Origin of the sequence: Bermanella marisrubri (assembly GCF_012295615.1) — a bacterium.
In the GTDB taxonomy this organism is placed as follows: Bacteria; Pseudomonadota; Gammaproteobacteria; order Pseudomonadales; family Oceanobacteraceae; genus Bermanella; species Bermanella marisrubri.
The window spans coordinates 545,532-568,973 of record NZ_CP051183.1; the positions used below are offsets into that span (position 1 = coordinate 545,532).

22 protein-coding genes and 1 tRNA gene are annotated in these 23,442 nt (G+C 44.5%); 9 read left to right on the forward strand and 14 right to left on the reverse strand.

Annotation, left to right across the window (positions count from 1 at the left end):
• Positions 1–45: 45 nt before the first annotated feature.
• Complete coding sequence (locus tag HF888_RS02470) at positions 46–1,431, forward strand: TldD/PmbA family protein (protein ID WP_007018731.1); 1,386 nt, start codon at positions 46–48, stop codon at positions 1,429–1,431.
• On the forward strand, positions 1,431–2,753 hold the full coding sequence (locus HF888_RS02475; RefSeq protein ID WP_007018732.1) for a TldD/PmbA family protein: 1,323 nt from the start codon (positions 1,431–1,433) through the stop codon (positions 2,751–2,753). The genes HF888_RS02470 and HF888_RS02475 overlap by 1 nt, the downstream gene beginning before the upstream one ends.
• Here HF888_RS02475 and HF888_RS02480 read toward each other — a convergent pair whose 3' ends face one another.
• From HF888_RS02480 to HF888_RS02530, 11 genes are all read right to left on the reverse strand, one after another.
• A complete protein-coding gene (locus HF888_RS02480; protein ID WP_007018733.1) occupies positions 2,754–4,448 on the reverse strand; it encodes a bifunctional protein-serine/threonine kinase/phosphatase in 1,695 nt (564 codons plus the stop codon). It lies immediately after the preceding gene.
• Complete coding sequence (gene cynS, locus HF888_RS02485; RefSeq protein WP_007018734.1) at positions 4,448–4,891, reverse strand: cyanase; 444 nt, start codon at positions 4,889–4,891, stop codon at positions 4,448–4,450. Before cynS ends, HF888_RS02480 begins: the two co-directional genes overlap by 1 nt.
• A gap of 79 nt (positions 4,892–4,970) precedes the next feature.
• Positions 4,971–5,807, reverse strand: a complete 837-nt coding sequence (locus HF888_RS02490) for a formate/nitrite transporter family protein (RefSeq protein WP_007018735.1) — start codon at positions 5,805–5,807, stop codon at positions 4,971–4,973.
• A 357-nt stretch (positions 5,808–6,164) separates the two neighbouring features.
• Positions 6,165–7,259, reverse strand: coding sequence for a redox-regulated ATPase YchF (gene ychF, locus HF888_RS02495; RefSeq protein ID WP_007018736.1), 1,095 nt, complete (start codon positions 7,257–7,259; stop codon positions 6,165–6,167).
• Positions 7,260–7,323: 64 nt separating this feature from the next.
• Positions 7,324–7,911, reverse strand: a complete 588-nt coding sequence (gene pth, locus HF888_RS02500; RefSeq protein WP_007018737.1) for an aminoacyl-tRNA hydrolase — start codon at positions 7,909–7,911, stop codon at positions 7,324–7,326.
• Between the two features lie 18 nt (positions 7,912–7,929).
• Positions 7,930–8,565, reverse strand: coding sequence for a 50S ribosomal protein L25/general stress protein Ctc (locus HF888_RS02505; protein ID WP_007018738.1), 636 nt, complete (start codon positions 8,563–8,565; stop codon positions 7,930–7,932).
• Between the two features lie 121 nt (positions 8,566–8,686).
• Entirely contained in the window at positions 8,687–9,631 is a 945-nt protein-coding gene (locus tag HF888_RS02510; protein ID WP_040298165.1) for a ribose-phosphate pyrophosphokinase, read from the reverse strand.
• Positions 9,632–9,679: 48 nt separating this feature from the next.
• Positions 9,680–9,754: transfer RNA gene (locus HF888_RS02515), tRNA-Gln, on the reverse strand.
• On the reverse strand, positions 9,753–10,622 hold the full coding sequence (ispE, locus tag HF888_RS02520) for a 4-(cytidine 5'-diphospho)-2-C-methyl-D-erythritol kinase (RefSeq protein ID WP_007018740.1): 870 nt from the start codon (positions 10,620–10,622) through the stop codon (positions 9,753–9,755). Before ispE ends, HF888_RS02515 begins: the two co-directional genes overlap by 2 nt.
• Positions 10,623–10,636: 14 nt before the next feature.
• Entirely contained in the window at positions 10,637–11,212 is a 576-nt protein-coding gene (gene lolB, locus HF888_RS02525; RefSeq protein WP_050758038.1) for a lipoprotein insertase outer membrane protein LolB, read from the reverse strand.
• A 12-nt stretch (positions 11,213–11,224) separates the two neighbouring features.
• Positions 11,225–12,916: a tetratricopeptide repeat protein gene (locus HF888_RS02530; protein ID WP_007018742.1), complete on the reverse strand. Its 1,692-nt coding sequence runs from the start codon at positions 12,914–12,916 to the stop codon at positions 11,225–11,227.
• Positions 12,917–13,074: 158 nt separating this feature from the next.
• Here HF888_RS02530 and hemA point away from each other — a divergent pair, with 158 nt between their 5' ends.
• From hemA to prmC, 3 genes are all read left to right on the forward strand, one after another.
• On the forward strand, positions 13,075–14,337 hold the full coding sequence (hemA, locus tag HF888_RS02535) for a glutamyl-tRNA reductase (protein WP_007018743.1): 1,263 nt from the start codon (positions 13,075–13,077) through the stop codon (positions 14,335–14,337).
• Between the two features lie 64 nt (positions 14,338–14,401).
• Positions 14,402–15,493: a peptide chain release factor 1 gene (gene prfA / locus HF888_RS02540; protein ID WP_007018744.1), complete on the forward strand. Its 1,092-nt coding sequence runs from the start codon at positions 14,402–14,404 to the stop codon at positions 15,491–15,493.
• Positions 15,494–15,495: 2 nt separating this feature from the next.
• Positions 15,496–16,341 (forward strand): peptide chain release factor N(5)-glutamine methyltransferase, encoded by an 846-nt coding sequence (gene prmC / locus HF888_RS02545; RefSeq protein WP_007018745.1) that lies wholly within the window; start codon positions 15,496–15,498, stop codon positions 16,339–16,341.
• Here the strand turns inward: prmC and HF888_RS02550 are convergent.
• Complete coding sequence (locus tag HF888_RS02550) at positions 16,320–16,946, reverse strand: hypothetical protein (protein ID WP_007018746.1); 627 nt, start codon at positions 16,944–16,946, stop codon at positions 16,320–16,322. The genes prmC and HF888_RS02550 overlap by 22 nt on opposite strands.
• 440 nt (positions 16,947–17,386) lie before the next feature.
• Between HF888_RS02550 and HF888_RS02555 the strand changes: the two genes are divergently transcribed.
• The gene (locus HF888_RS02555) at positions 17,387–19,615 is read left to right on the forward strand and encodes a DUF6351 family protein (protein ID WP_050758039.1); all 2,229 of its coding nucleotides are present in this window, start codon (positions 17,387–17,389) and stop codon (positions 19,613–19,615) included.
• On the opposite strand, the gene HF888_RS02560 is transcribed toward HF888_RS02555, so the two are convergent.
• A complete protein-coding gene (locus HF888_RS02560; protein WP_007018748.1) occupies positions 19,596–19,802 on the reverse strand; it encodes a DUF2970 domain-containing protein in 207 nt (68 codons plus the stop codon). The two genes, HF888_RS02555 and HF888_RS02560, sit on opposite strands and share 20 nt — an antisense overlap.
• A 13-nt stretch (positions 19,803–19,815) precedes the next feature.
• Positions 19,816–20,241 carry a hypothetical protein gene (locus HF888_RS02565; RefSeq protein ID WP_007018749.1) on the reverse strand — a complete coding sequence of 142 codons (426 nt, stop codon included), beginning with the start codon at positions 20,239–20,241 and terminating at the stop codon, positions 19,816–19,818.
• A 288-nt stretch (positions 20,242–20,529) separates the two neighbouring features.
• Between HF888_RS02565 and trpE the strand changes: the two genes are divergently transcribed.
• The 3 genes from trpE to HF888_RS02580 are packed head-to-tail and all read left to right on the forward strand — an operon-like array spanning position 20,530 to position 23,433.
• The gene (gene trpE, locus HF888_RS02570; RefSeq protein WP_007018750.1) at positions 20,530–22,014 is read left to right on the forward strand and encodes an anthranilate synthase component I; all 1,485 of its coding nucleotides are present in this window, start codon (positions 20,530–20,532) and stop codon (positions 22,012–22,014) included.
• A gap of 1 nt (position 22,015) precedes the next feature.
• Positions 22,016–22,849, forward strand: coding sequence for an ion transporter (locus tag HF888_RS02575; protein ID WP_007018751.1), 834 nt, complete (start codon positions 22,016–22,018; stop codon positions 22,847–22,849).
• Positions 22,849–23,433, forward strand: coding sequence for an aminodeoxychorismate/anthranilate synthase component II (locus tag HF888_RS02580; RefSeq protein ID WP_007018752.1), 585 nt, complete (start codon positions 22,849–22,851; stop codon positions 23,431–23,433). The genes HF888_RS02575 and HF888_RS02580 overlap by 1 nt, the downstream gene beginning before the upstream one ends.
• Positions 23,434–23,442 lie beyond the last annotated feature (9 nt).

A 23,442-nucleotide genomic window follows, 5' to 3' on the forward strand; every position in this document is an offset into this window, starting at 1 on the left:
TGAACTATTACTAGTGTGAATAGATTTTATTATTGGGAGAGAGCTATGCTGGATTCATCCGTTGCCAAGCAAGTAATTGATGCTGCTTGCCATAAAGGTGCTGATTTCGCCGAGCTATTTGTAGAGCGGCATTTAACTGCAAATATTTCAACATTAGCGAGCCAAGTGGATAGCGTCGATAGTGGCGAGGAATTTGGTGTTGGGGTGCGCTTGGTATTCGGTCAAAAAGTGCTGTATGGCTATAGCAATCAGCCCGAATTAAATATCCTATTGGATATTGTCAATGATTTAGCCAGTGGTCAGCAAGGTAGCCATAGCGCTAATCCGTCATCGTTAAAAATAATGGATGTTCACAATCGACATCCAGTGAGCCGTATTCTTACTGTAGACAGTGACTTTAATAGCAAGTTGGAATTTTTATTAGCCGCTGAACAAAAAGCTAAAGCTGTGAGTGAAAAAATTATTAAAGTACGTGGCAGCGTGATGCAGCGCCAGCAACATGTGGAAATATTCAACAGCGAAGGTTTGCATGTAGAGGACGAAAGACATTACACAAGAACATCGGTCACTGCCATTGCGAAAGATGGTAGCTTACAGGCTACAGGTAGTTTTAATGATGGTGGATTGATTGGCTGGGAGCTGCAAAACAGAATTGACGCTCAACACTTTGGAGAAGAAGCAGCACGACAGGCACTCGTGAATTTATCGGCAAAACCGTGTCCTTCCGGCCATATGCCTGTCGTAATGGGCCCAGGCTTTGGAGGTGTCATTTTTCACGAAGCTTGCGGACATTTATTAGAGACCACATCCGTAGCCAAGCAAGCTTCTGTTTTCCACGACAAAATGGGAGAGATGATTGCTAGCTCGGTAGTGAGTGCAGTGGATGATGGCACATTAAGTAATGAATGGGGTTCTATCAATATCGATGATGAAGGTATGCCTACGCAAAAAACTCAGCTCATTAAAGATGGCAAGCTGGTTAATTTTTTGGCCGACCGCGTGGGGGCAGAACAAACAGGGTTACCTCGAACGGGATCGGGACGCAGGCAGAACTACAAGTTCGCACCAGCTTCTCGTATGCGTAATACTTTTATTGAAGCGGGCGACAGTTCTCTTGACGATATGCTCGCCAGTATTGACCGCGGCATTTATGCATCTCACATGGGCGGTGGTTCCGTTAAGCCGGGGACAGGTGAATTTAACTTTTCTGTGTTAGAAGGTTATTACGTTGAGAACGGTAAGATTCAATACCCGGTAAAAGCCGCTACATTAATTGGTACAGGTCCCCAGGTACTTAAAGATATCAGTATGGTTGGGCGCGATTTTAGTTTGGCATGCGGTATGTGTGGCTCTGTAAGCGGTGCGATTCCGACTACAGTAGGGCAGCCTAGTCTCAAGGTCGATAATATTTTAGTTGGAGGCAACGCATAATGATGAACGTGAAACAAATAGCTGATTACGTTTTGCAGTCGTTACCAAAAAATAAAGTACGCGCTGATTTAATTATCGATCAAGGGAAGTCTCTGTCGCTTAAAGCTAATCAAGGAGAAATCAGCGAACAGAAAGTGAGTGCCTCTAAAAAAATTGGTCTGCGTGTTTTTGTTGGAGATAAAGTTGGCATTGCTTATACCGAAGCCTCGGATGAAGCAGCATTGGATCGTATGGTAAAACAAGCACAAGATAATGCGATGTTTGCAAAAGATGAGCCTCAAGCGCTGAGCCAGCCGTCCACCCAACCAAAGCCTATCATTGATTTATGTCCAAAGGATACAAGCTCTACCGAACAGAAAATCAATGACCTGTTGCAGTTAGAGGCGAAAACATTACAGCAAAAAGATATTCGTCGCGTACCTTATAATGGCATTAATCAATCATGGTTTGAGCGAAGTATTTTCAATACTGAAGGCTTGGCGCTTAGTCAGGAACAACAACAGTTTAGTGCTTATGTAGCACCTATCGCGACCAAGGGCGACGACAATGCCATGAATATGGCCGTAACGGTTGGTCGACGCTACCAAGATTTACAGCTTGATAAAATAGTCAGCGTTGCATGCACAGGGGCGCAGTCTTTACTCGCTAGCAAGCCCATTAAAGGTGGGCACTATGATGTAATTTTTCGTCCAGACGAGCAGGCTAATTTATTTAAAGTGTTTAGCATGGTGTTCTCTGCAAAAGCCGCTAAAGATGGCACTAATCCTTGGCTTGATGACGTTGGCAAGCAAGTCGCCAGTGCTGAGTTAAATATTATGGATGATCCACATCTAGATGGTATGGGTTACCAATTATTTGATGATGAGGGTGTTGTGACTAAAGCCATGTCGTTAATTGAGCATGGCGTGTTGCAAGGTTTTATCCACAACCAAGCGACGGCTCATTACTTTAACGCGCAAAGTACAGGGCATGCACAACGTAGTCCAACAAGTAACGCTGGTGTAGGAATTCATCAATGGCATATCAAACCTGGTGCCGCTAACCGTGATGAGTTATTGCAGGGTGAGTATCTTGAAATCATGGATTTAGAGGGGTTGCACTCTGGGGCAAACCCAATAGCCGGAACATTTAGCTTTGGTGCAAGCGGATATCTATGTCGCGATGGTGAACGTTTGCATGCAGTCCGCGGTATTACGGTGGCGGGTAATTTTTATGATTTGCTTAAACAGATTATTGCAATCAGCGATACTACGATTTGGAGCAGTTCTCAGGATAGCCTAATGGCGCCGGTGCGTTTTTCCAATGTTTCCGTCAGTGCGTAGCTATAACTGCTGTAATAAATAGAGAGTCCATAAAAGCCCTGCCGCGAGCAGGGCACTTAATCCTTGCCAAAACCTTACCGGATGAGCGTCGGCCAACGATATTGGGTCTTCAGTTTCTGCTCGACTATGTTGTAGATCGTATACTAATTCTGATACCTCTTGATAACGGTGCTGAACTTTGGGATGCAGCGCTTTGCGCAAAATGCGATCTAACCATTTGGGTAACCTTGGATCATGGATCTTGACACTGGTATAACTCAGCTTGTTAAGATCTCGAGCACGGCTAATTTGGTTGACTCGATGGCCGTAGGGCAATTTTCCGGTGAGCATTTCGTATATGATGACACCTAAAGAAAAGATGTCAGATGCAGGTGTCGCTCGTTCATATAAAAATATTTCAGGTGCCGTATAAGCCAAGGTACCTTTGATACTGGTATCCGGATAGGCATTTTCCTGCAGACTGGTTACCTGACAACTAGCTAAATCAATCAGTGTTAAGTGTTTGCTTCGGTCTAGCATAATATTACTCGGACGCACATCTCTATGAACCATTTCTTTGCGATGAATACTTTGCAAGGCGCTGGCTAGTTGTAATGTGATCTGCCGCGTCTCATACAGCGCCAGTGGTCCAAAATCATCCATGTATTGCTTGAGTGTTTGTCCATCAATATATGGCGATAAAATGTAATGATATTGCTTTTTCGGATAATGCAGACACTGGACGATGTTTTTATGATTGAGTCGTTTAGCGACCCACTCTTCGTGCATAAATTCATCTAAAAAGTCTGCTTCATCAGACTGACTTTGTGCAGGCGCTTTTAAAACATAGGGTGCATCTTGCAAATTACTTTCCACTAGGTAGAGATGACTACGGTCGCTGGAATAAAGCTTTTTTAAAATGCGATGACCATCAAATTGCTTATGTTGCTCTAACAGCGGAGGTATTGGTAAGGCTTGTTGTTGATTATGACTGATATTGATGGTTTCTATTTTGAAAACGACGAGACTTTTATCATCGTGATTTTTTGGAATGCATGCAGATTTCAACAACGCATTCGCTTGTTGTTTTAAGGAGTGGTGATGGTCTGTTAAACAGGATCGAATTGTATCTGTTGGGATTGAGTCGTGAATACCATCCGTGCTCAATAGATAGATATCGTTTTCCTTTAATTCGATACAGCGGTAATCTAATTCCAGATGTTTATGTAGGCCCATGGCACGGCTTAATAAATGCGTATCTGGGTTGGGCCAATAACGATGGTCCTCTGTTAAACAGCTTATATCGTCATCGCGTAAACGATAAACACGACAGTCGCCTGCATGGAATACATGCAAGAAATGCCCTTTTGCAATCGCACAGGCAAACGATGCAATATAGCCGCGATTTTCATTACTTTGTAATCGTGATTGGCTATAAAGCCATTGATTGGTTGCGCTTAAAACGCGAAAAATACTATTTTTAACAGTCCAGATATCTGGCGTTGAATAATAGTCCTCTAATAAGGATCGTATTAAGACTTGGCTTGCAATATGACTGTAAGGACTGGTGGATATACCATCGGCGACAATGGCAATGTGTCCCTTGTTCTTTTCTAAAAAGCCAACGGGAGAGCAATAACCAATCGCATCTTGGTTAATTGCATGCTCTCCTTTTTCTGACAGCTGAGCGAACTCAGCTTTTATATCCATTGTCATTAATAACGCTTGTAAGGTAAGAATTTACCACTCATTACGATTTTGACTCGATCCCCATTTGGGTTTTCTTCACGCTGCATATCCATGTTGAAGTCGATGGCACTCATGATACCGTCGCCAAATTCTTCATGAATTAATTCTTTAAACGTCGTTCCATAAACATTAATCAGTTCGTAAAAGCGATATATGAGTGGATCTGTTGGAACAGCTGTTGGTAACGAACCCTTGTAGGGAACTTGCTGTAAAGCAAGGTTAGCTTCTTCAGAGAGACCCAGAAAATCGGTGACAATGCCGGCTTCTTCTTGTGTCAGAGCCATTTGTCCAAGTAATGCAGCCGTTGTCCATTCTTTGCTTTTACCCACCTTTTCCGCAATGGCTGCCCAGCTTGTTCCCTTAGCCAGCTTTTTCTCAATGATCATTTCAGTAACGAGTTCGCGTTTCATAAACACCTCTGTCATGGGTTATATAGTTTGTCATTGGGATACTCGCTATGACTGATGAATCATAGCGAGTAAGCGGGGATTATTGAGCAGTCGCAGCTTTCATTTCTGGTTGCGGACGCTTTGTACCGGTTTTGTAATGGGTTACGTAAAGCGTAAGGCCTGTAAATGCTAAACCACCTACTAGGTTACCAAGAACCGTTGGGATTTCGTTCCAGATTAGGTAGTCCATAATTGAGAAATCACCACCCATGATCATGGCAGAAGGGAACAAGAACATATTTACGACAGAGTGCTCAAAACCCATGAAGAAGAACAGCATGATCGGCATCCACATGGCCAAAACTTTACCGCTGACATTGGTAGAGATCATGGCACCCACAACACCCATAGAGACCATCCAGTTACAAAGCATGCCGCGAATAAAAATGGCAAACCAACCAGCGGTACCATACTCGGCATAACCCAGAGTACGAGCTTCACCAACAGAAGAGAGTTTTTCACCAACAGCACCGGGCTCTGTATTGAAACCCATGGTTAAAATGAACGCGATCATAAAGGCAACGGTTAACGCACCGGCAAAGTTGCCGCAGAAAACCAAACCCCAGTTACGCAATATGGTCGGCACGGTAACGCCCGGACGTTTATCGAGAAGGGCCAGGGGCGTTAACATGAAGACACCGGTGAGTAGATCAAAACCCATTAGGTACAGCATACAAAAACCAATTGGGAAAAGAATAGCGCCGATCAAAAACGAACCGGATTGCACTGCAACGGTTACAGCAAATGCGGCAGCGAGGGCTAAAATTGCACCCGCCATGAAAGCACGAATTAATGTATCGCGCGTAGACATAAAGAGTTTGGATTCACCGGCATCGACCATCTTGGTCGCAAATTCCGAGGGGACAACGTATGACATAGTGCACTCCAATGCAGTTATTAAACACAAGTGTGTAACTGAGCTAGAGCAACATGCGTTCCAAGAAAAATTTAAAACGTTAAAACTTTTTTAAAATCCCTATAACTCAAGGGCTTGCGAGCTTTAGAGTGTACTTGCAGTAAGAATAAGCAGTGCAAAATAAGGAGTAGATGCTATTTAGTGGAGCTAACAAAGTGCGTTTTTGCACAGTCTTGATTCGTCATCGTGATGTATTATGATCAGGAGTGGTGCAGGCATGTGCAATTAAATGGCGTTCATAAAAAAGCGCCAGTGCGTTACTTAACTTTCAAGTAACAACAAAAGCGCTTTCTATTATGGCGAGAAAAAATCTAGTGATCAAACATTAAACAAGAAATGCATCACATCGCCGTCTTTCACAATGTAGTCTTTACCTTCAACACGTAATTTACCCGCTGCTTTACAACCTGACTCACCATTGTGCTCGATAAAGTCATCGTAAGACATGGTTTCGGCGCGAATGAAACCGCGCTCAAAGTCAGTGTGGATAACACCAGCCGCTTGCGGTGCGGTAGCACCTTTTTTTACGGTCCAAGCACGTACTTCTTTGACGCCTGCGGTAAAGTAGGTCTGCAAACCTAGCAATTCATAACCTGCGCGAATAACTCGGTTCAAACCTGGTTCGCTTTGTCCCATTTCCTCTAGGAACATGGCAACATCTTCAGGGTCATCAAGCTCAGAAATTTCTTGTTCGATTTTATTGCAAACAGGCACAACGACGGCATTTTCTTTGTTCGCAATGTCACGCACTGTATCTAGGTGTGGGTTATTTTCAAAACCATCTTCCGCCACATTCGCAATATACATGGTCGGTTTGATAGTAATCATATGGAACATACGAATGCGCTTTTGTTCGTCGTCGTTCAGATCCATTGTGCGAATGGGTTGATCATTCTCTAGATGAGCAACCATTTTTTCTAGTAGTGCTTTATCCGCAACAGCGTCTTTGTTGCCACTTTTTGCGGTGCGGCTGACGCGTTGTAGTTGTTTGTCGGCACTTTCTAGATCTGCAAGGATCAGTTCCAAATTGATGACATCGATGTCATCGGCTGGATTGACTTTATTTTCCACGTGAATCACGTTGGGGTCTTCAAAACAACGAACAACGTGAGCAATGGCATCGGTTTCACGAATGTTAGCAAGGAATTGGTTACCTAAGCCCTCACCCTTCGAAGCGCCTTTTACTAGACCAGCGATGTCAACGAATTCCATTGTTGTTGGAATGACTTTCTCTGGGCTTACGATTGCAGCAAGTTTATCAAGACGTGGGTCCGGCATAGGAACAATGCCGCTGTTGGGCTCAATGGTGCAGAAAGGGAAGTTCTCAGCGCCAATGCCTGATTTTGTTAACGCGTTAAATAAAGTGGACTTACCAACGTTTGGTAAACCAACAATGCCGCATTTAAAACCCATGTTAATGACCTCTTGGAATGATTGCTTCCTAATCAGGAAGTCTCTTTAAATTTGTCGTCGTACGTTATGCTTTAAACGTATGCAGTCGGTTCATGGCACCTGACCAATCACCGCTTACCGCACTATCAATTTCATCCGCAGCAGCATCAATAGCTGCTTCGATTTTGTTTTGTTCATCTTTATTGGGTTTGCCCAGCACATGACCCGTTACCTTTGTCTTATCGCCTGGATGACCGATACCAATGCGTAGGCGATAGAAGTTTTTATCGTTGGCCATTTTACTAATAATGTCTTTAAGACCGTTTTGTCCGCCGTGTCCACCGCCTTGCTTAAAGCGAGCAATACCAGACGGCAAATCCAATTCGTCATGGACCACTAATATTTGATTAACAGGAATTTTGTAGAAGTTGGCTAGTGCCTGTACCGCCTGACCGCTGCGATTCATGAATGTGGTGGGAAATAACAGAAAGACATCTTGCCCTTTTATTTGGGCTTTACCACAGAGACCGTGGAATTTTTTTTCAGGTTTTAGTTGCACGCCATAGCGACGTGCAACTTCATTGAGTAACCAAGCGCCAGCATTGTGTCGGGTGTTTTCATATTCTGAGCCGGGATTGCCTAAGCCCACAATGAGACGAATACTGTCCTGCACAATACTGACCTTTATTAATTACTCTTCAGCAGCAGCTTCTTCGCCACCTTCTTCTTCGTCTGCAGAAGCAGAACCCTTAGGTACATCTACAGTCAATACAGCTGCATCGTGGTCAGCACCGTGAGTTAGCTCAAGAGCTTCAACGCCTGCAGGTAGTTTAAGGTCAGATAGGTGAAGAACCGTACCCACTTCAACGTCAGCTAGATCAACTTCGATGAACTCAGGAAGTTTACCTGCTTCACAGATCACTTCGATGTCAGTCATGTTGTGAGTGATCTTACCACCTTGTAGCTTCACGCCTTTACAAGTGTCTTCGTTTAGGAAGTGTAGAGGGATGTGCTGCTTGATAACAGTGCTCTTGCTTACACGTAGGAAGTCAACGTGCATTACAAGGTTTTGGTATGGGTGACGTTGAACGTCTTTAACGATAACAGTCTCAGCAGTACCACCAACGTTTAGTTTGATGATGTGGCTGAAGAACGTTTCGTCTTCGAACGCTTTCTTAAGTTCTTTCAGTTGCAATGTTACTTGTTGTGGCTCTTTGTCACCACCGTAAACGATTGCAGGAGTCTTGCCTTCTTCGCGACGTAGGCGGCGGCTCGCACCCGTACCCTTTACTTCGCGAACTTCAGCGTTTAGTTCGTAATTTGCCATTTTTTGTTACCTCTATAAATGAAATCAGCCCTAACCCCGCGACCAAGGTTAGAGCCTTTGTTTGCTGGTGCTTTTTTTGTACCAGCAAGGTCTTCAGAACGTTGTTTGCTTAGCCTGGGGCTTAGCGGAACATCGCACTGATAGATTCTTCGTTATTAACCCGTCGAATCGACTCGGCTAATAGGCCTGACAATGTAAGCTGACGAATTTGCTTACACGCTTTGGCATCTTTAGTTAGTGGAATCGTATCGGTTACCACTAATTCATCCAGTTGAGAGCCACGGATGTTCTCAATTGCAGCGCCGGATAGTACAGGATGTGTACAGTAAGCGACAACTTTTTTCGCACCGAATTGCTTAAGTGCGTCTGCTGCTTTACATAAAGTGCCAGCTGTATCCACCATATCGTCGACCAATACACAGGTACGATCCGTTACATCACCAATAATGTGCATAACTTGCGCTTCATTGGCCTGAGGACGACGTTTATCGATAATCGCTAAATCCGCTTCATCTAGCTGTTTGGCAATGGCGCGAGCACGTACTACACCGCCCACGTCAGGGGAGACAACCATTAGGTTGTCATAGTTTTGCTTTTCAATGTCATCAAGGAGGATAGGTGAACCATAGATGTTATCCATTGGAATATTGAAGAAGCCTTGAATTTGGTCCGCGTGAAGATCAACTGTTAATACGCGGTCCACACCAGCCGCTTGCATCATGTCCGCAACCACTTTGGCACTAATAGGAACACGGGCACTGCGAACACGACGATCTTGGCGGGCATAGCCATAATAAGGGATAACAGCGGTGACACGGCCAGCACTTGAGCGACGCAAGGCGTCAGCCATCAAAAGTACTTCCATGATGTTGTCATTGGTAGGTACACACGTCGGCTGGATAATAAAAACGTCTTTACCGCGTACGTTTTCGTTAATTTCGACGGTGATCTCTCCATCACTGAATTGACCAACTACAGCGTCCCCTAGAGGTAAATCCAGGCGTTCAACAATCAAACGCGCCAACTCAGGGTTAGCATTGCCGGTAAAAACCATTAGCTTAGACACGTCGGATACCCCTTGTGCTAAATATGTATCAATGATGGAATAAGAAGATGGCAGGGGTAGCAGGATTCGAACCTGCGCATGACGGGATCAAAACCCGTTGCCTTACCGCTTGGCTATACCCCTAATTTTTGACCTGACTGTTCAAAGCCTTCTGGAGAGCTTGATGCAATGGTGAATGATTTACACCTTTTGCTATGAAAGCCTCTATATCAGCCGGTAGCTGGGCCCGAACTGATTGTGCCTGAGCTTTAGAATTGCATTCTAGATAGCAGCAAGCGCCAGTGCCGGTCATTCTAGCAGAGCCGAATTTTTTTAGCAAATTCAATGAGTTATCAACTTCTTTATAAAGTTTGGTAACCACTGCTTCGCAGTCATTCCGACCCTCGCCCCTCAGAGCGGCGCTCATTTTCCATATTGGGGTATTCCTTGTCAATTCTTTATGTGAAAAAATTTCACCGGTATTAACATGACATTGGGGAACCACCACCACAAACCAGGTTTCTTCAAGATCCATCATGGGTTTAAGGATTTCGCCAACACCCTCTGCCCATGCAGCAAAACCGCGCACAAACACAGGGACATCAGCGCCCAGTTGTAAGCCTAGTTCAGCTAGAGTCTCTATGCTGAGATTTAATTGCCACAAGTGATTTAAGCCAAGTAAAGCGGTTGCCGCGTTGGAACTGCCGCCACCGAGCCCTCCGCCCATGGGTAAGATTTTATGTAACTCAATATCTGCACCAAGCTGGCAATGACTATGTTGTTGAAGTAGTCGCGCTGCGCGATATATCAAGTTGTCAGTTTTGGCGACGCCGGGGATGTCCGGGCCGACTTCAATTTCGCTGTCGCTTCTCAGTTGGAATTTGAGTTCATCACAACGATCAATAAACTGGAAGATACTTTGTAATAGGTGATAGCCATCTTCACGTCGACCATTGATATGTAAAAATAGATTTAGTTTGGCTGGGCTGGGCAGTACTAGGTAGGAGCTCATGTTTTCTGTATTACCTATACTGACCAGGTTTTAACAATAATGGTGAAGCGCCAATTCCCTTGGCTGATACGGATTCGTTCCGGCAGATGATAATAATCATCAAAGCGAAGATAGGTAATGGTCCAGCCATCTTGCTTAAAGGACTCTAGGCGATCTCCTTGCTTGATGATTTTCGCTTTACTTTTTGGGGCGGTATTGCCCGTTAACCAATGCTTTAAGTTTGATAAAGGAAATTGCCAACCTAATTCTTGCCAAATAAGTTGTTGAGGGTCCACACCTTGTTTCGTCTGACCACCTTGTTCGATGGTCACGGAGTCGAGATCGCCTATAATTCTAGTGGCTCCTTGAGCAAGGGGGCCACTAACGTATATATCGAAAGCGTGTTCATTCTGTTGCCATGTTAAGAAGCCCGCGACAGATTCATGAGGGGTTCTGATACCGATTTTGCCGGTGATGCTCCAAGTATCTAATGTTTGTTCAGAAGGTTGGGCACCCCAGTGGGCGCAGCCTGAAAGGATGAAGTAGCAAAAAGTTAAGCAAACCATGATCATGGTTTTTGAGCATGCTGTCCCGAAGCGGGGCAATGACATAATCCGTCCTTATTATTCTGGGATGCGAACATCCAAGCGTTTTAGCGTGTCACGGATTATTTTGTTAGTCGGCTGTTTTTGCAAGCCCTGTTGCCAAATTCGTTTCGCTTCGTCGGTTTTATTCATAGTCCATAATACCTCGCCGAGGTGGGCTGCTACCTCGGGGTCTGGGTATAGCTCATAAGCCTGTTGCAATAATTCCAACGCTTCTTGGTAGCGTCCCATGCGGAAGTAGACCCAGCCAAGACTGTCAATGATAGCTGGGTCCTTGGGCGCTAATTGTAAGGCTTTCTCAATGTAAGTAAGCGCCTCCTGTAAACGAGAGGTTCTGTCTGCCAAGGTATACCCCAGTGCATTAAGTGCTGTGGCGTTGTCTGGATCGCGATCAATTATATATTCAAGGTCTTTTTCCAATTGCGCCAAGTCCCCTAGCTTCTCACTGACCATTGCACGGCTGTACCTCAGGTCTGTGCTATCAGCGTAATCACTTAAAGCCGTATTGAGCACATTCATGGCTTCGTCGTAGCGACCAGCGCGATTAAGTAATTCCACTTCCATTAAGAAAAAAGCTTGCTTGTGCTCGCTGTGTCGGGTGCGTTGCGTTCGAATGTGGGATAACGCTTTATCGAACTCTTCATTTTGCACGTAGATTTGAATAATGGCGGTTTGTGCGGCCAAGAATTCCCGGCCTTTCTCCATTTCTAGGTAATGGTGCAAAGCACTTTCTTGGTCGTCATCGTACTGTTTTATGCGACCTAAATAGTAGTGGGCTTCATCTGTGAGTTGATTTAGGCGCAATAGCCTCTGCAGCGCATGCTCAGCAGCAGCATATTCTTCAAGCTCAATATGGGTAAGCGCTAGCGGTAATAATATATGAGCATCTCTTGGATAAGTTTCGGACAAATAAAGGAAGTCGTCACGAGCTTTTTGAATGTCTTTGATTTTGATGTATAAGCGCGCGCGAAGTACCAAGAAGTTCTTATCGCCAGAGAAGCGTTTTAGTGCTTGGTTGACAGTCTTCAAGGCTTTCTCTTGATGGTCTAAGGCGACTTCCAAGCGCGCTTTTAATGACCAGGCCGGATAAAAGTCTTGCTCTGCTTTGATGATTCGTTCTGAGTAGTCTAACGCAAGACCATAGCTCTCTTGTTGCTGCAATAAGCTTGCAATATTGAACATGAGGCTGATGTTATCTGGGTACATGCTTGTTAAAGGGCTTAGGGCATCAATCCAGAGTTGTCGTCCTTCCACACTGAGTTCGACTCCTTCTTGGCTGATAAAATTGAGATTGAGGTCTGGTTCTAGATTCAGGGCTTTTTGCAAATGCAAGCTGGCCTCACTGAACCTTGCGGCTTTTAAAAGCTCTACGGTCAGTGCCTGTTGGCTAGTCGGATCTTCTGGTGCTAGTTTGACCCATAGGGTTGCCGCGTCTAGTGCGGCTTGATCAGCACGGATGTATTGCGCAATTTGCGTGGCGCGAGCGGTGACTTCAGGGTCTTGTGTGCGGTGTGCTTCGAGTAAGTAATTACCCAGAGCAACATCATAGAGCTGTCGTTGACCAGCAAATTCCGCTACTAAAAGAGAATAAAATGTGTTGACGCCATAATCCTGATTGGCATCCTTACTCGCAGTTTCCGCATTTGTATTTAATGCAAAAAGTAGTAAGAAGGGAATAAATCCCCGTTTGGACCTAAGAAATGCTGTCATGCTGGTGACCGATTGCGGCGTTTACTTTCGTTTATATGGGTTTTCATCAGTATAATGCAAGTAAAGCCATCTTTTTTGTGCAAATATGGCTATAATACGCGCCTTTTTTCGAAGTTTGAAATAATTGGCCCAACTAAAGCGCCCAGTATAGATAATTAATGGCACTAATAACCCTTGGTATTAATCATAAAACAGCCCCCGTCGCGCTTCGCGAAAAAGTGGCGTTTTCACCTGATCATCTCCCCCAGCAGCTAAGGCAGGCCGGCAGTGAAGTTGGCGTTGAAGAAATTGCGGTACTGTCCACGTGTAACCGTACCGAGGTGTATTGTGCAGGGGAGGCTAGTGCAGAGGTCTTGTTGCAGTGGTTACAGCAAGTACATCAAATTCCGTTAGAGCAATTAGCCGATTGCCATTACGCTCTAGAGGGTGAAGCAGCAGTACAGCACCTAATGCGTGTTGCTAGTGGTCTCGATAGTCTGATTCTAGGTGAACCGCAAATACTGGGGCAAATGAAAAGCGCTTACGCTGTGGCCCAAGAAGCAGGTACTGTTGGTCCAGAATTAGGGCGATTATTTCGTCAGACCTTTACCATTGCCAAGCAGGTGCGTACGCAAACCGCTATTGGTGAGAACCCTGTCTCGGTAGCGTATGCGGCCGTGAATTTAGCGCAACGAATTTTCAGTCAATTAAGTCAAAGCAAAGCCTTGCTCATTGGCGCTGGAGAGACTATTGATCTAGTGGCTCGCCATTTAATGGATGCTGGAGTCAAGGAAATCACGGTAGCTAATCGAACTTTGGAGCGAGCAGAAGCATTGGCTCAACAGTTTAATGCGAAAGCTATATTGTTATCGGACATTCCCGATCATTTACCTAATGCAGACATCGTGATTTCTTCCACCGCGGCCCCACTGCCGATTTTGGGTAAAGGAACAGTTGAGCGAGCTTTAAAAAAGCGTAAGCATGCGCCTATGTTTATGGTTGATATTGCTGTACCCAGAGACATCGAAGAAGAAGTAGATGAACTCGATGATGTATATCTATATACAGTGGATGATCTTAAAGACATCATCGAAGAAAATGTCCGCCAGCGGCAAAATGCGGCGAAAGATGCAGAAGAAATTATAGAAGTAGGTAGCGCCGATTTTATGCGGCAACTACGTACGCTAGATGCGGTATCGACTCTAAAAGCGTTTCGTACCAAAGCAGAACGTATTCGTGATACGGAAGTGGAAAAAGCGCTTAAGCGTATTCGTAATCAAGAGGATGCAGAAAAGGTATTGCATACACTGGCCAATACCTTAACCAATAAGCTCATTCACCAACCTACGGTACAAATGCGTGAAGCCAGTGCTTCAGGCCGCAAACAAGTAATGGACTGGGTTCAAGAGCTTTATCAACTGAATGATGACGATTTGGATTAGCGTTCCATATCGAGACAGTTGATGGATACATTTTAATTTTTTGTAAACGAGTTTGAAAAGCTATATGAAAGAGTCGGTCAAAGTAAAACTGCAAACCCTAGATGAACGCTACGAAGAAATTGGCCATTTGCTCAGTGATGCAGGTGTCATTTCAGATCAAAATAAATTCCGTGAACTTAGCAAAGAATACGCAGAAATTGAGCCGGTGGTAAAAGCGTTCGCGCAATATACTCAAGCAGAAGAAAACCTAGCCGAAGCTGAAGCGCTTGCAAAAGATGATGATCCAGATATGAGAGAGATGGGTCAAGAAGAATACTCTGCGGCTAAAGAAGAAATAGAACGTTTGGATGGCGAGTTACAGATTCTACTTTTGCCAAAAGATCCAAATGATGGCAAAAACGTCATACTTGAGATTCGCGCGGGGACTGGTGGTGATGAAGCTGCTATTTTCTCAGGTGATTTATTCCGTATGTATACGCGCTATGCGGAAAAACGTGGTTGGAAATGCGAAGTCATGAGTGCTAACGAAGGTGAGCACGGTGGATACAAAGAAGTGATTACCCGTATTGCAGGCGATGGTGTGTATGGTCAGTTAAAATTTGAGTCTGGTGCACACCGAGTCCAACGTGTTCCTGCTACTGAAAGTCAGGGGCGTATTCACACATCGGCTTGTACAGTGGCAGTCATGCCGGAAATTGAAAATGAAGACGACGTCGACATTAACAAGGCTGATCTGCGCATCGACACTTTCCGTGCAAGTGGTGCAGGTGGTCAGCACGTTAACAAAACAGACTCCGCTATCCGTATTACTCACTTGCCCACAGGCTTGGTTGTAGAGTGTCAGGAAGAGCGAAGCCAGCACAAGAACCGTGCGAAAGCCATGTCCATATTAGCAACCCGTTTGAACGATGCGGTTGTGCAGAAAGCCCAAGCCGAGCAAGCGGCTGAACGTAAAAGCCTAGTAGGGTCGGGTGATCGCTCTGAACGTATTCGTACCTATAACTATCCTCAAGGGCGTGTCAGTGATCATCGGATTAATCTGACGGTGTATAAATTGGATGAGTTAATGCAAGGTGATGTGGATATGATTATTCAGCCTCTACTGCAAGAGCATCAAGCTGAATTGCTAGCGAGCATGGGCACGGATAGCGAGTAAACATGTCGGTTTTTTCCTTGCGTGAAGTGGTTACTTATGGGGCTTCACAGCTGACAGAAAGCGATTCGGCCAAGCTAGATGCCGAGCTTCTTTTATTACATGTGTTGAAGCAAACGCGCACATTTTTGTTTACTCATAGCGATACCGAGCTTAGCCAAGAACAATACCTGCAATTCACGCAATTACTTGAGCGCCGTAAGCAAGGTGAGCCAGTTGCTTATATCATTGGTCAGACAGGTTTTTGGGACTTAACCATTAAGGTGAGTCCGGCTACTTTAATTCCCCGGGGGGATACTGAATCCCTGATGGATTATATTGTTGAGCACTTTAATCCGAAAAACGTGTTGGATTTAGGTACAGGCACAGGTGCATTAGCATTGGCAACTGCAAAAGAGTACCCCCAAGCAAGTGTTGTAGCTGTGGATGTTATTGAAGAGGCGGTAGCGTTAGCCAAAGAAAATGCAAAACTAAACAAAGTCACGAATGTAGAAATATTGCAAAGTGATTGGTTTGCATTGGTTCCTAAACGACGCTTTGATTTAATTGTTTCCAATCCTCCTTATATTGACGCAAATGATCATCATTTGGGTGAGGGCGATGTTCGCTATGAGCCAAAGTCGGCGTTGGTAGCTGAAAGACATGGTTTGGCAGACATCGAAAAAATTTGCAACCAAGCTTTATCGTTTTTAACTGAAGATGGATGTTTGATGGTGGAGCATGGATATGATCAGGGCCCCCATGTGCGGGCAATATTTTCTCAATCTGGGTTTTCCAATATAGAGACTCATCAAGATTTGGCGGGGCGTGATCGCTTTACCCTTGGCTATTATCCTTTTTCTTTCGTCTGAGCAAGATAGTGACTGTGCATTTGTTCCTCTAATGGCTCCAAGTGCCAGCATTCTTTGAACTTTTCTAACACACTCATATGTTCTTTTTGGGGTAGTTTAGAGTGCCAGATAACATGCTCTTGAAGAAGCGTATGTATATTAATTGGGCGCACTAGGTTTTTGGGGGAAATGGGTTGGTCAGGATGTTCCAGTTCGTTCCAATATCCTGCTACTTGTTCATATTGATGCCATGGGTTGTGCTTGTCCCAACTGAATTTCACCGGCTTAGAAAATAACGGGAACACTGGAATTTGCCGGATATCTACACGAATTTGCACACTGTCCATACTGCGCTCTGTCAGGCTATAACTAGCGACCATTTGTTTGCATTCTCGATAAGCTTGATCGACGGAAGAAAGGTATCCCTCGCGGTCTGTATAAATACCGCCGTAGGCCATGAGTTGCTTGCCTCGCATCATACAGACTTGTGCTTGGCTTTCCTGTAGCCACCATACCTTCGCCTGCCATGCACTCATGTCCCTTCCAGGTTGAAACTGAAAATCTCGCGGAATCAAATGCAGAAATTCTTCTTTTGCGACGGGACAACAACTTAGCAGTTTTTTCATGCAAGCCCTCGAGATTAACTAATTCGTAAAAGCATTTTAGGGCATAATTCACATTTTGGTTGTTACCGAATGTAAGGCACTGTAACGCAATTGGTTTTAATCAAAATTGATTCTAACGCTAGTGTTTTTAAATGCTTTTACCTCTAATGGTTTTCAATCTTATAGATCATTTAAAGGTAATGGATCGTCTACAAAGAACATAATCTTCCGATACACCCTATGTAAAATTGCCTTTTCTGCGAACTTGTAAGTCTTTGCTTACATTTGGTAACAGATGACATCTGGCTTACAAAAGTAAATAGCTGTGTGCCAAAAAAAATACCTCTATTTCATTTTTTATGGGGGGATCGTTCGAGCATTTTTTTGCTGAATTTGTCTTATTTGAAAGCACTATTTTCTGCCTACACTTTTATCATGACAACTATGATTTGGGGTGGCATATGAAACGGCTTTTATTATCCATATGCTTGTCAGTTGCATTGCTGTTATCCCTAGGCGTGTTTTATGATCGCTTGGAACAGCAGTTCTTACCTAAAAGTAGTCAGCAGCTTTTGCAGGGATTGCCGCAACAGTTTGCTATCAAGGCAAATCAAATACCGTATTCAGGCCCTCATCCTAGAAAACGAGTGAAACCTGAAGAGTCATTTCCGTTCCCTATCGAATTTGGCGAAGTGGGCCCTATCGAGCCTTTATTTGCAGGGGCTAATGAATATCCTTTTTTATGTGGTACCCAACAGTCTGGACTGGGCCAACCTTTAGTCGATAATCAAGATGGAGTTGGCGTTGCCGTCTACGCAGAAAGTGAAGATAACCTCTTAACCAACGAAATCATCGGCTTTAGTAAAGATTGCTTACTACCGACACGTATCCAATATTTTGTGTTGAATGATAATGGTCATGGGTATCGACCTGTTGAACGATTAAGTGATTTAGAAGATCAAGTGACCGAAGTTATTCGTGTGGAGATCGGTACCATTAATCGATTTATATATGTCATTGCTATTCCGGTCGGACGTCAAGATCAGGTGTATGAGTTTGACGGACATAAATGGAACCAGAGATTAATTTATCGAATGAAAGGAGGTGTTGGTGTCGGGCGAGAACAGGGTCACATACGTGTGGCAAAACTATTATATGAGCATCAAACGCAGCTCGAAGAAGGTTATGCCATTGCCTACAGCACGGGAACTGAGACTAGCCATCATTATAATATTTGGTTAAGCGAAGACACGGCTTTGCGGGTAAAGCATCAATTCATGGCACGCTATGGAGTGCCACTTTACACTATTGCCATCGGAGGATCTGGAGGTGCTATTCAACAGTATTTGCTGGCGCAAAACCACCCAGGTTTGTTTGATGGGTTGATCCCGCTCTATTCATATCCTGATATGGTATCGCAGGTGAGCTATGCATTGGACTGTGAGCTATTACAGTATTATTTCGATGTGATATCTCCTCAATCTATGTGGCGCGAATGGGAAAATCGTCGCTTGGTCGAAGGTAGCCAATCCATTAGCAATGCTAAAAATCGTTATGGTAGCTTACAGGCTATGGCCTCTGCACTTAACGTGGATTTTCGTCAATTTCCGAGCGGAGCCAGTATCTGTACGAACGGCTGGCGAGGACCAGCACAGCATATTAATAACCCTATCTTTTTTACTCACTATTATGAGATCCATCCCGGTTTACGCGATAAAGTGGACTGGAGTCATTGGGGAAACCTCGCGCATATTTACGGCACAGATGGGCAGGGTTTTGGTAATCGATTTTGGGGTAATAAAGGGGTGCAATATGGATTAATGGCCCTGCGTCGTGGTGAGATTGATATGCCTACCTTCTTAGCGGTTAATCGCTCAGTAGGTGGATGGAAACCGCTTGGGGAAATGCGCAATGCACGCTTTTGGCATATTAGTGGTGACGACTCCTTTCGCCGTTTGAGTGTGTGGAGTGAGCACAATATGACTCATGATCAGGCAACAACCTGGCCACAGCGAACGTCTGGAAATGCATCTGCAGCTCGGGCTGCTTATGATGCCGGTTTGGTGTTCTTGGGGCTGGCAGACGTTCCCATCATAGACTTACGCCACTACTTAGAGCCAGATCTAGACATGCACCATAGTTTGGCATCCTTCGTTAGTCGAGCGCGAATTGATTACGCTATGGGGCGCAGTGATCATCATTTGATTTGGATGATGGAGAAGCCTAAGGGTTTGTCACGTCGAGAAATTATTCGATCGTTGCCCATTGATGACGCCTTGCGCTTGCTGGATCAGTGGATAATTAATCGTCAGCGGCATCCGCAACAGGATTTGTGGCAAAGTCGTCCAAATACTGCTTCGGATCGATGCTACGATCAATATCAACACATTCTTGCGCAAGGTTCCCACGTCTGGGATGGGAATTGGAACAACTCAGAAAAACAAGGGGCATGCCAACAGCGCTTCCCGCATTATCAGCAATCTCGTATGCTGTCCGGTGAATCCATCTATGGTGATGTGCTTTTGTGCGATCGCATTAGCATTGATGAGGCTGTCGAACGGGGAGTTTACGGAAATGTTGATGTCAGCCCATTTAGAGAACTACTAACAAGTACCTTTCCTGATGGGGTTTGTGATTACCCTGAGCAGCCACACCGCTATGTGCGTCAGCTTATAGATGCGCTGGAATAACGACCTGTACCACTAGTAAAATTGCACCAATGAAAATGCTAACAAAAATAAGTGCCGCAACGATATAAACCAATGGGTTGCTGGCATTTAGATCACGTTCCATATTTTTACGTTTTTGTACGCCGAACGCTGCAGCCATGATGCTGAAGAGGGCCGACCAAAACGATACTGGTTTCTTATTTTGCATAAGCCAATAGGGATCAATTGATCTCAAGAGTCGATTTAGTTACAGCATACCCCTCACTATCAAGCCATGCAAAAGCATCACGTTCATTCGGATAGATTCGGCGTATAAAGTCCTCTCGATGATCTTCGACCATACGATCCATCTGAAATTGTTTTAGCATACTCGGACTGTAAACTTGAGCTGTGCGGGTTAACCCGTGAGTAATAGCCCAATTCACCAGTTCAATGACGATGGGCTCGATATCAGGTGTGCCTAGTTGCCAGTCATCAAGATAAACAATATGAGCCCAGTGACCAGGCGGCGTGCTATATAATTGTTCTCCTAGAGCGCGAAAAGCTGTGGCGAATTCCTTGGCAATCTGGTCATCCCAAGAACCCCGTACTCGTGCCATGATGACACGGTTGTCGATCCAAAGATCAAAAAGCCTACGACTCATCATAGATGGACTCTGCCTACATCCCAGTGAAGCCTAGATATAGTTTAGATCATATTCTGCTGTTGATACTTTAAGCGATGCCAAGAGACTGGTATAGTGCTGCAATCGTTTAATACCTAGGAATATCAAGGGTGAGAGTTCAACTTATCCGCAGTCGATTTAACATCAGTCTACACGCTAAGCGATGGCTATAGCAGGGCGCGAAGCTCCTTGCTCTTTAGTCCGTGTCCTCGCGTCCTGCCTTACTCTATCTACCCGTTTATTTGTTTGATTTTTTAGGATTGTTTATCCATGACACCCGAACTGTATACTGAGTTATCCCAGCAAGGTTATAACCGAATACCCGTATTTCAAGAAGTACTTGCTGATTTAGATACCCCACTAAGCGCTTATCTGAAAGTGGCCAAAGGTCCCTATTCCTACTTACTTGAGTCTGTACAAGGGGGAGAGAAGTGGGGGCGCTACAGCATGATTGGGCTGCCCTGCCGTCGTGTTTTGAAAGTTTTTGACCATGAAGTGCAAATCATTGAACAAGATTCCGTGATTGAACGCCATGAAGTCGATGATCCATTAGATTTCATCGCTGAATATCAAAAGCAGTTTAATGTTGCACCGATAGAAGGCTTGCCTCGATTTGATGGCGGACTTGTCGGATATTTTGGTTATGACGTGGTGCGTTATGTAGAAAAGCGTCTCACTGAAACTTGCCCTGAGGATGAAATTGGAAATCCTGATATATTGCTAATGCAAAGTGAAGAAGTCGTTGTGTTCGATAACTTAAGCGGCAAGCTGTTTTTCATTGTACTGGCAGATCCTTCAGACCCCAATGCATTTGCGAAAGCAAAACGTCGTATCACTTTAATGCGAGGGCAATTACGTCGCGCTTATCAAGGAACGATTGGTCAACCTTTGATTCAACCTCGAAAAGTAGTGGAGTCAGATTTCATATCCGGATTCGGTGAAGAAAACTTTCAGCAGTCGGTAGAGAAAATAAAGGAATATGTGCTGGCAGGAGATATCATGCAATGTGTGATAAGTCAGCGTATGACAGTAGATTATCAAGCAGAGCCGCTGAATCTTTATCGAGCTTTACGAACCTTAAACCCAAGCCCATACATGTATTTTATGGATTTGGGGGATCACCATGTGGTGGGCTCTAGCCCAGAAATTTTAGCGCGTTTCGAAGATGGCACAATTACGGTGCGTCCTATCGCGGGTACACGCTATCGCGGTCAAACTCCTGAACAAGACCAAGCTCTCGAAGAAGAGTTGCTGGCGGATCCTAAAGAAATCGCTGAGCACTTGATGCTGATTGACTTAGGTCGCAATGACGTTGGCCGTGTCAGTGAAATGGGACAAGTCAGTGTCACTGATCAAATGGTCGTCGAACGATACAGTCACGTTATGCATATCGTTAGCAATGTAGAAGGCAAAGCGAAACCTGGTATTACATCTATGGATGTATTAAGAGCTGCGCACCCGGCAGGAACATTGAGTGGTGCCCCTAAGATTCGTGCAATGGAAATCATTGATGAAATGGAACCCGTAAAACGGGGTGTTTATGGTGGTGCTGTGGGTTACTTAAGTTGGAACGGCAATATGGATACCGCCATTGCCATACGCACAGCGGTCATAAAAGGCGGCAAGCTTTATGTGCAAGCTGGTGCTGGCGTGGTAGCAGACAGTGTGCCGCGTTTAGAGTGGAAAGAAACCATGAATAAAGGGCGAGCCTTATTCAAGGCAGTAGAAATGGCGGAGTCAGGGCTGGATAACTAACATGGATACCTTGAGCTTTCAAAAACGTTTTCAAGAGTTGCGTGGCAATAAAGCGTTTGAGTTATTTGTTATTGCAGTGATTTTATTTTCTGCTCTAGTAGTGGGCGCGAAAACCTATGACTTGCCACCATTCATGATGTCGAGTCTGGTATGGCTTGATCATTTTATAACTGTCATTTTCTTAGTAGAAATCATCATTCGATTTTTGGGTGAGGAGCGTAAACGTGACTTTTTCAAAAGCGGTTGGAATATTTTTGACACAGTGATTGTTGCCGCAAGCTTAGTGCCTGTGGATGAAAGTGATATGGCATTTATCGGTCGCTTACTGAGAATTTTCCGCGTGTTGCGTATGGTGTCTATTATTCCTGAGTTGCGCGTCCTCCTAAATTCGTTGTTAAAAGCACTGCCGCAATTAGGGTATGTCATGCTGCTGATGTTTATTATCTTTTATATTTATGCAGCTATCGGAGCGACCTTATTTGCTCATATTAATCCTGAATTGTGGGGTGATATTAGTATCTCCATGCTTACACTATTTCGAGTAATGACGTTCGAGGATTGGACGGACGTGATGTATGAAACCATGGCGGTGTACTCGCTTAGTTGGATTTATTATTTAAGTTTTATTTTCTTAACGGCATTTGCATTTTTGAATATGGTCATTGGTATTGTGGTCAGTGTGATTGAGAAGGAAAATGCGAAGGAAGCGGCAAGCAACAATACTGAACCCAGTATGTCAGAATTACAGGCTGAAATTCATTCACTGAAAGCCATGCTGAAGCAGGCGCTTGAGACTAGTGATGTGAATGGCCAAAGAACTAGGGGTGAATCCTAATGTTATTAATGATCGATAATTACGACTCTTTTACTTATAACCTAGTTCAGTACTTTGGCGAGCTGGGTGTTGAAGTAAAGGTCGCGCGTAATGATGAAATCAGTATTGAAGAAATTGAGCAGCTAAAGCCTGATCATTTAGTGGTTAGTCCGGGACCGTGTACGCCCAATGAAGCGGGTATCTCTGTTGCGGCAATCAAACATTTTGCAGGCAAACTGCCTATTTTAGGTGTGTGCTTGGGTCATCAGAGTATTGCACAGGCGTTTGGTGGCAATATTGTTCGCGCTGGACAAGTTATGCATGGTAAGACCAGCAAGGTGTTTCATACTGATAGCAGTGTGTTTAAAGGTCTAGATAATCCATTTACCGCTACACGCTATCATTCTCTAGTTATTGAAAAAGATAGCATTCCTGAGTGTCTAGAAATTACCGCTTGGACGCAAAATGAGGATGGCAGTGTAGAAGAAATAATGGGTGTTCAGCATAAGACTTTGGCTATTCATGGTGTTCAATTTCATCCTGAGTCCATCTTGACTCAGCATGGTCATGACTTACTGAATAATTTTTTGAAAACAACAGTATAGGGAGGCACC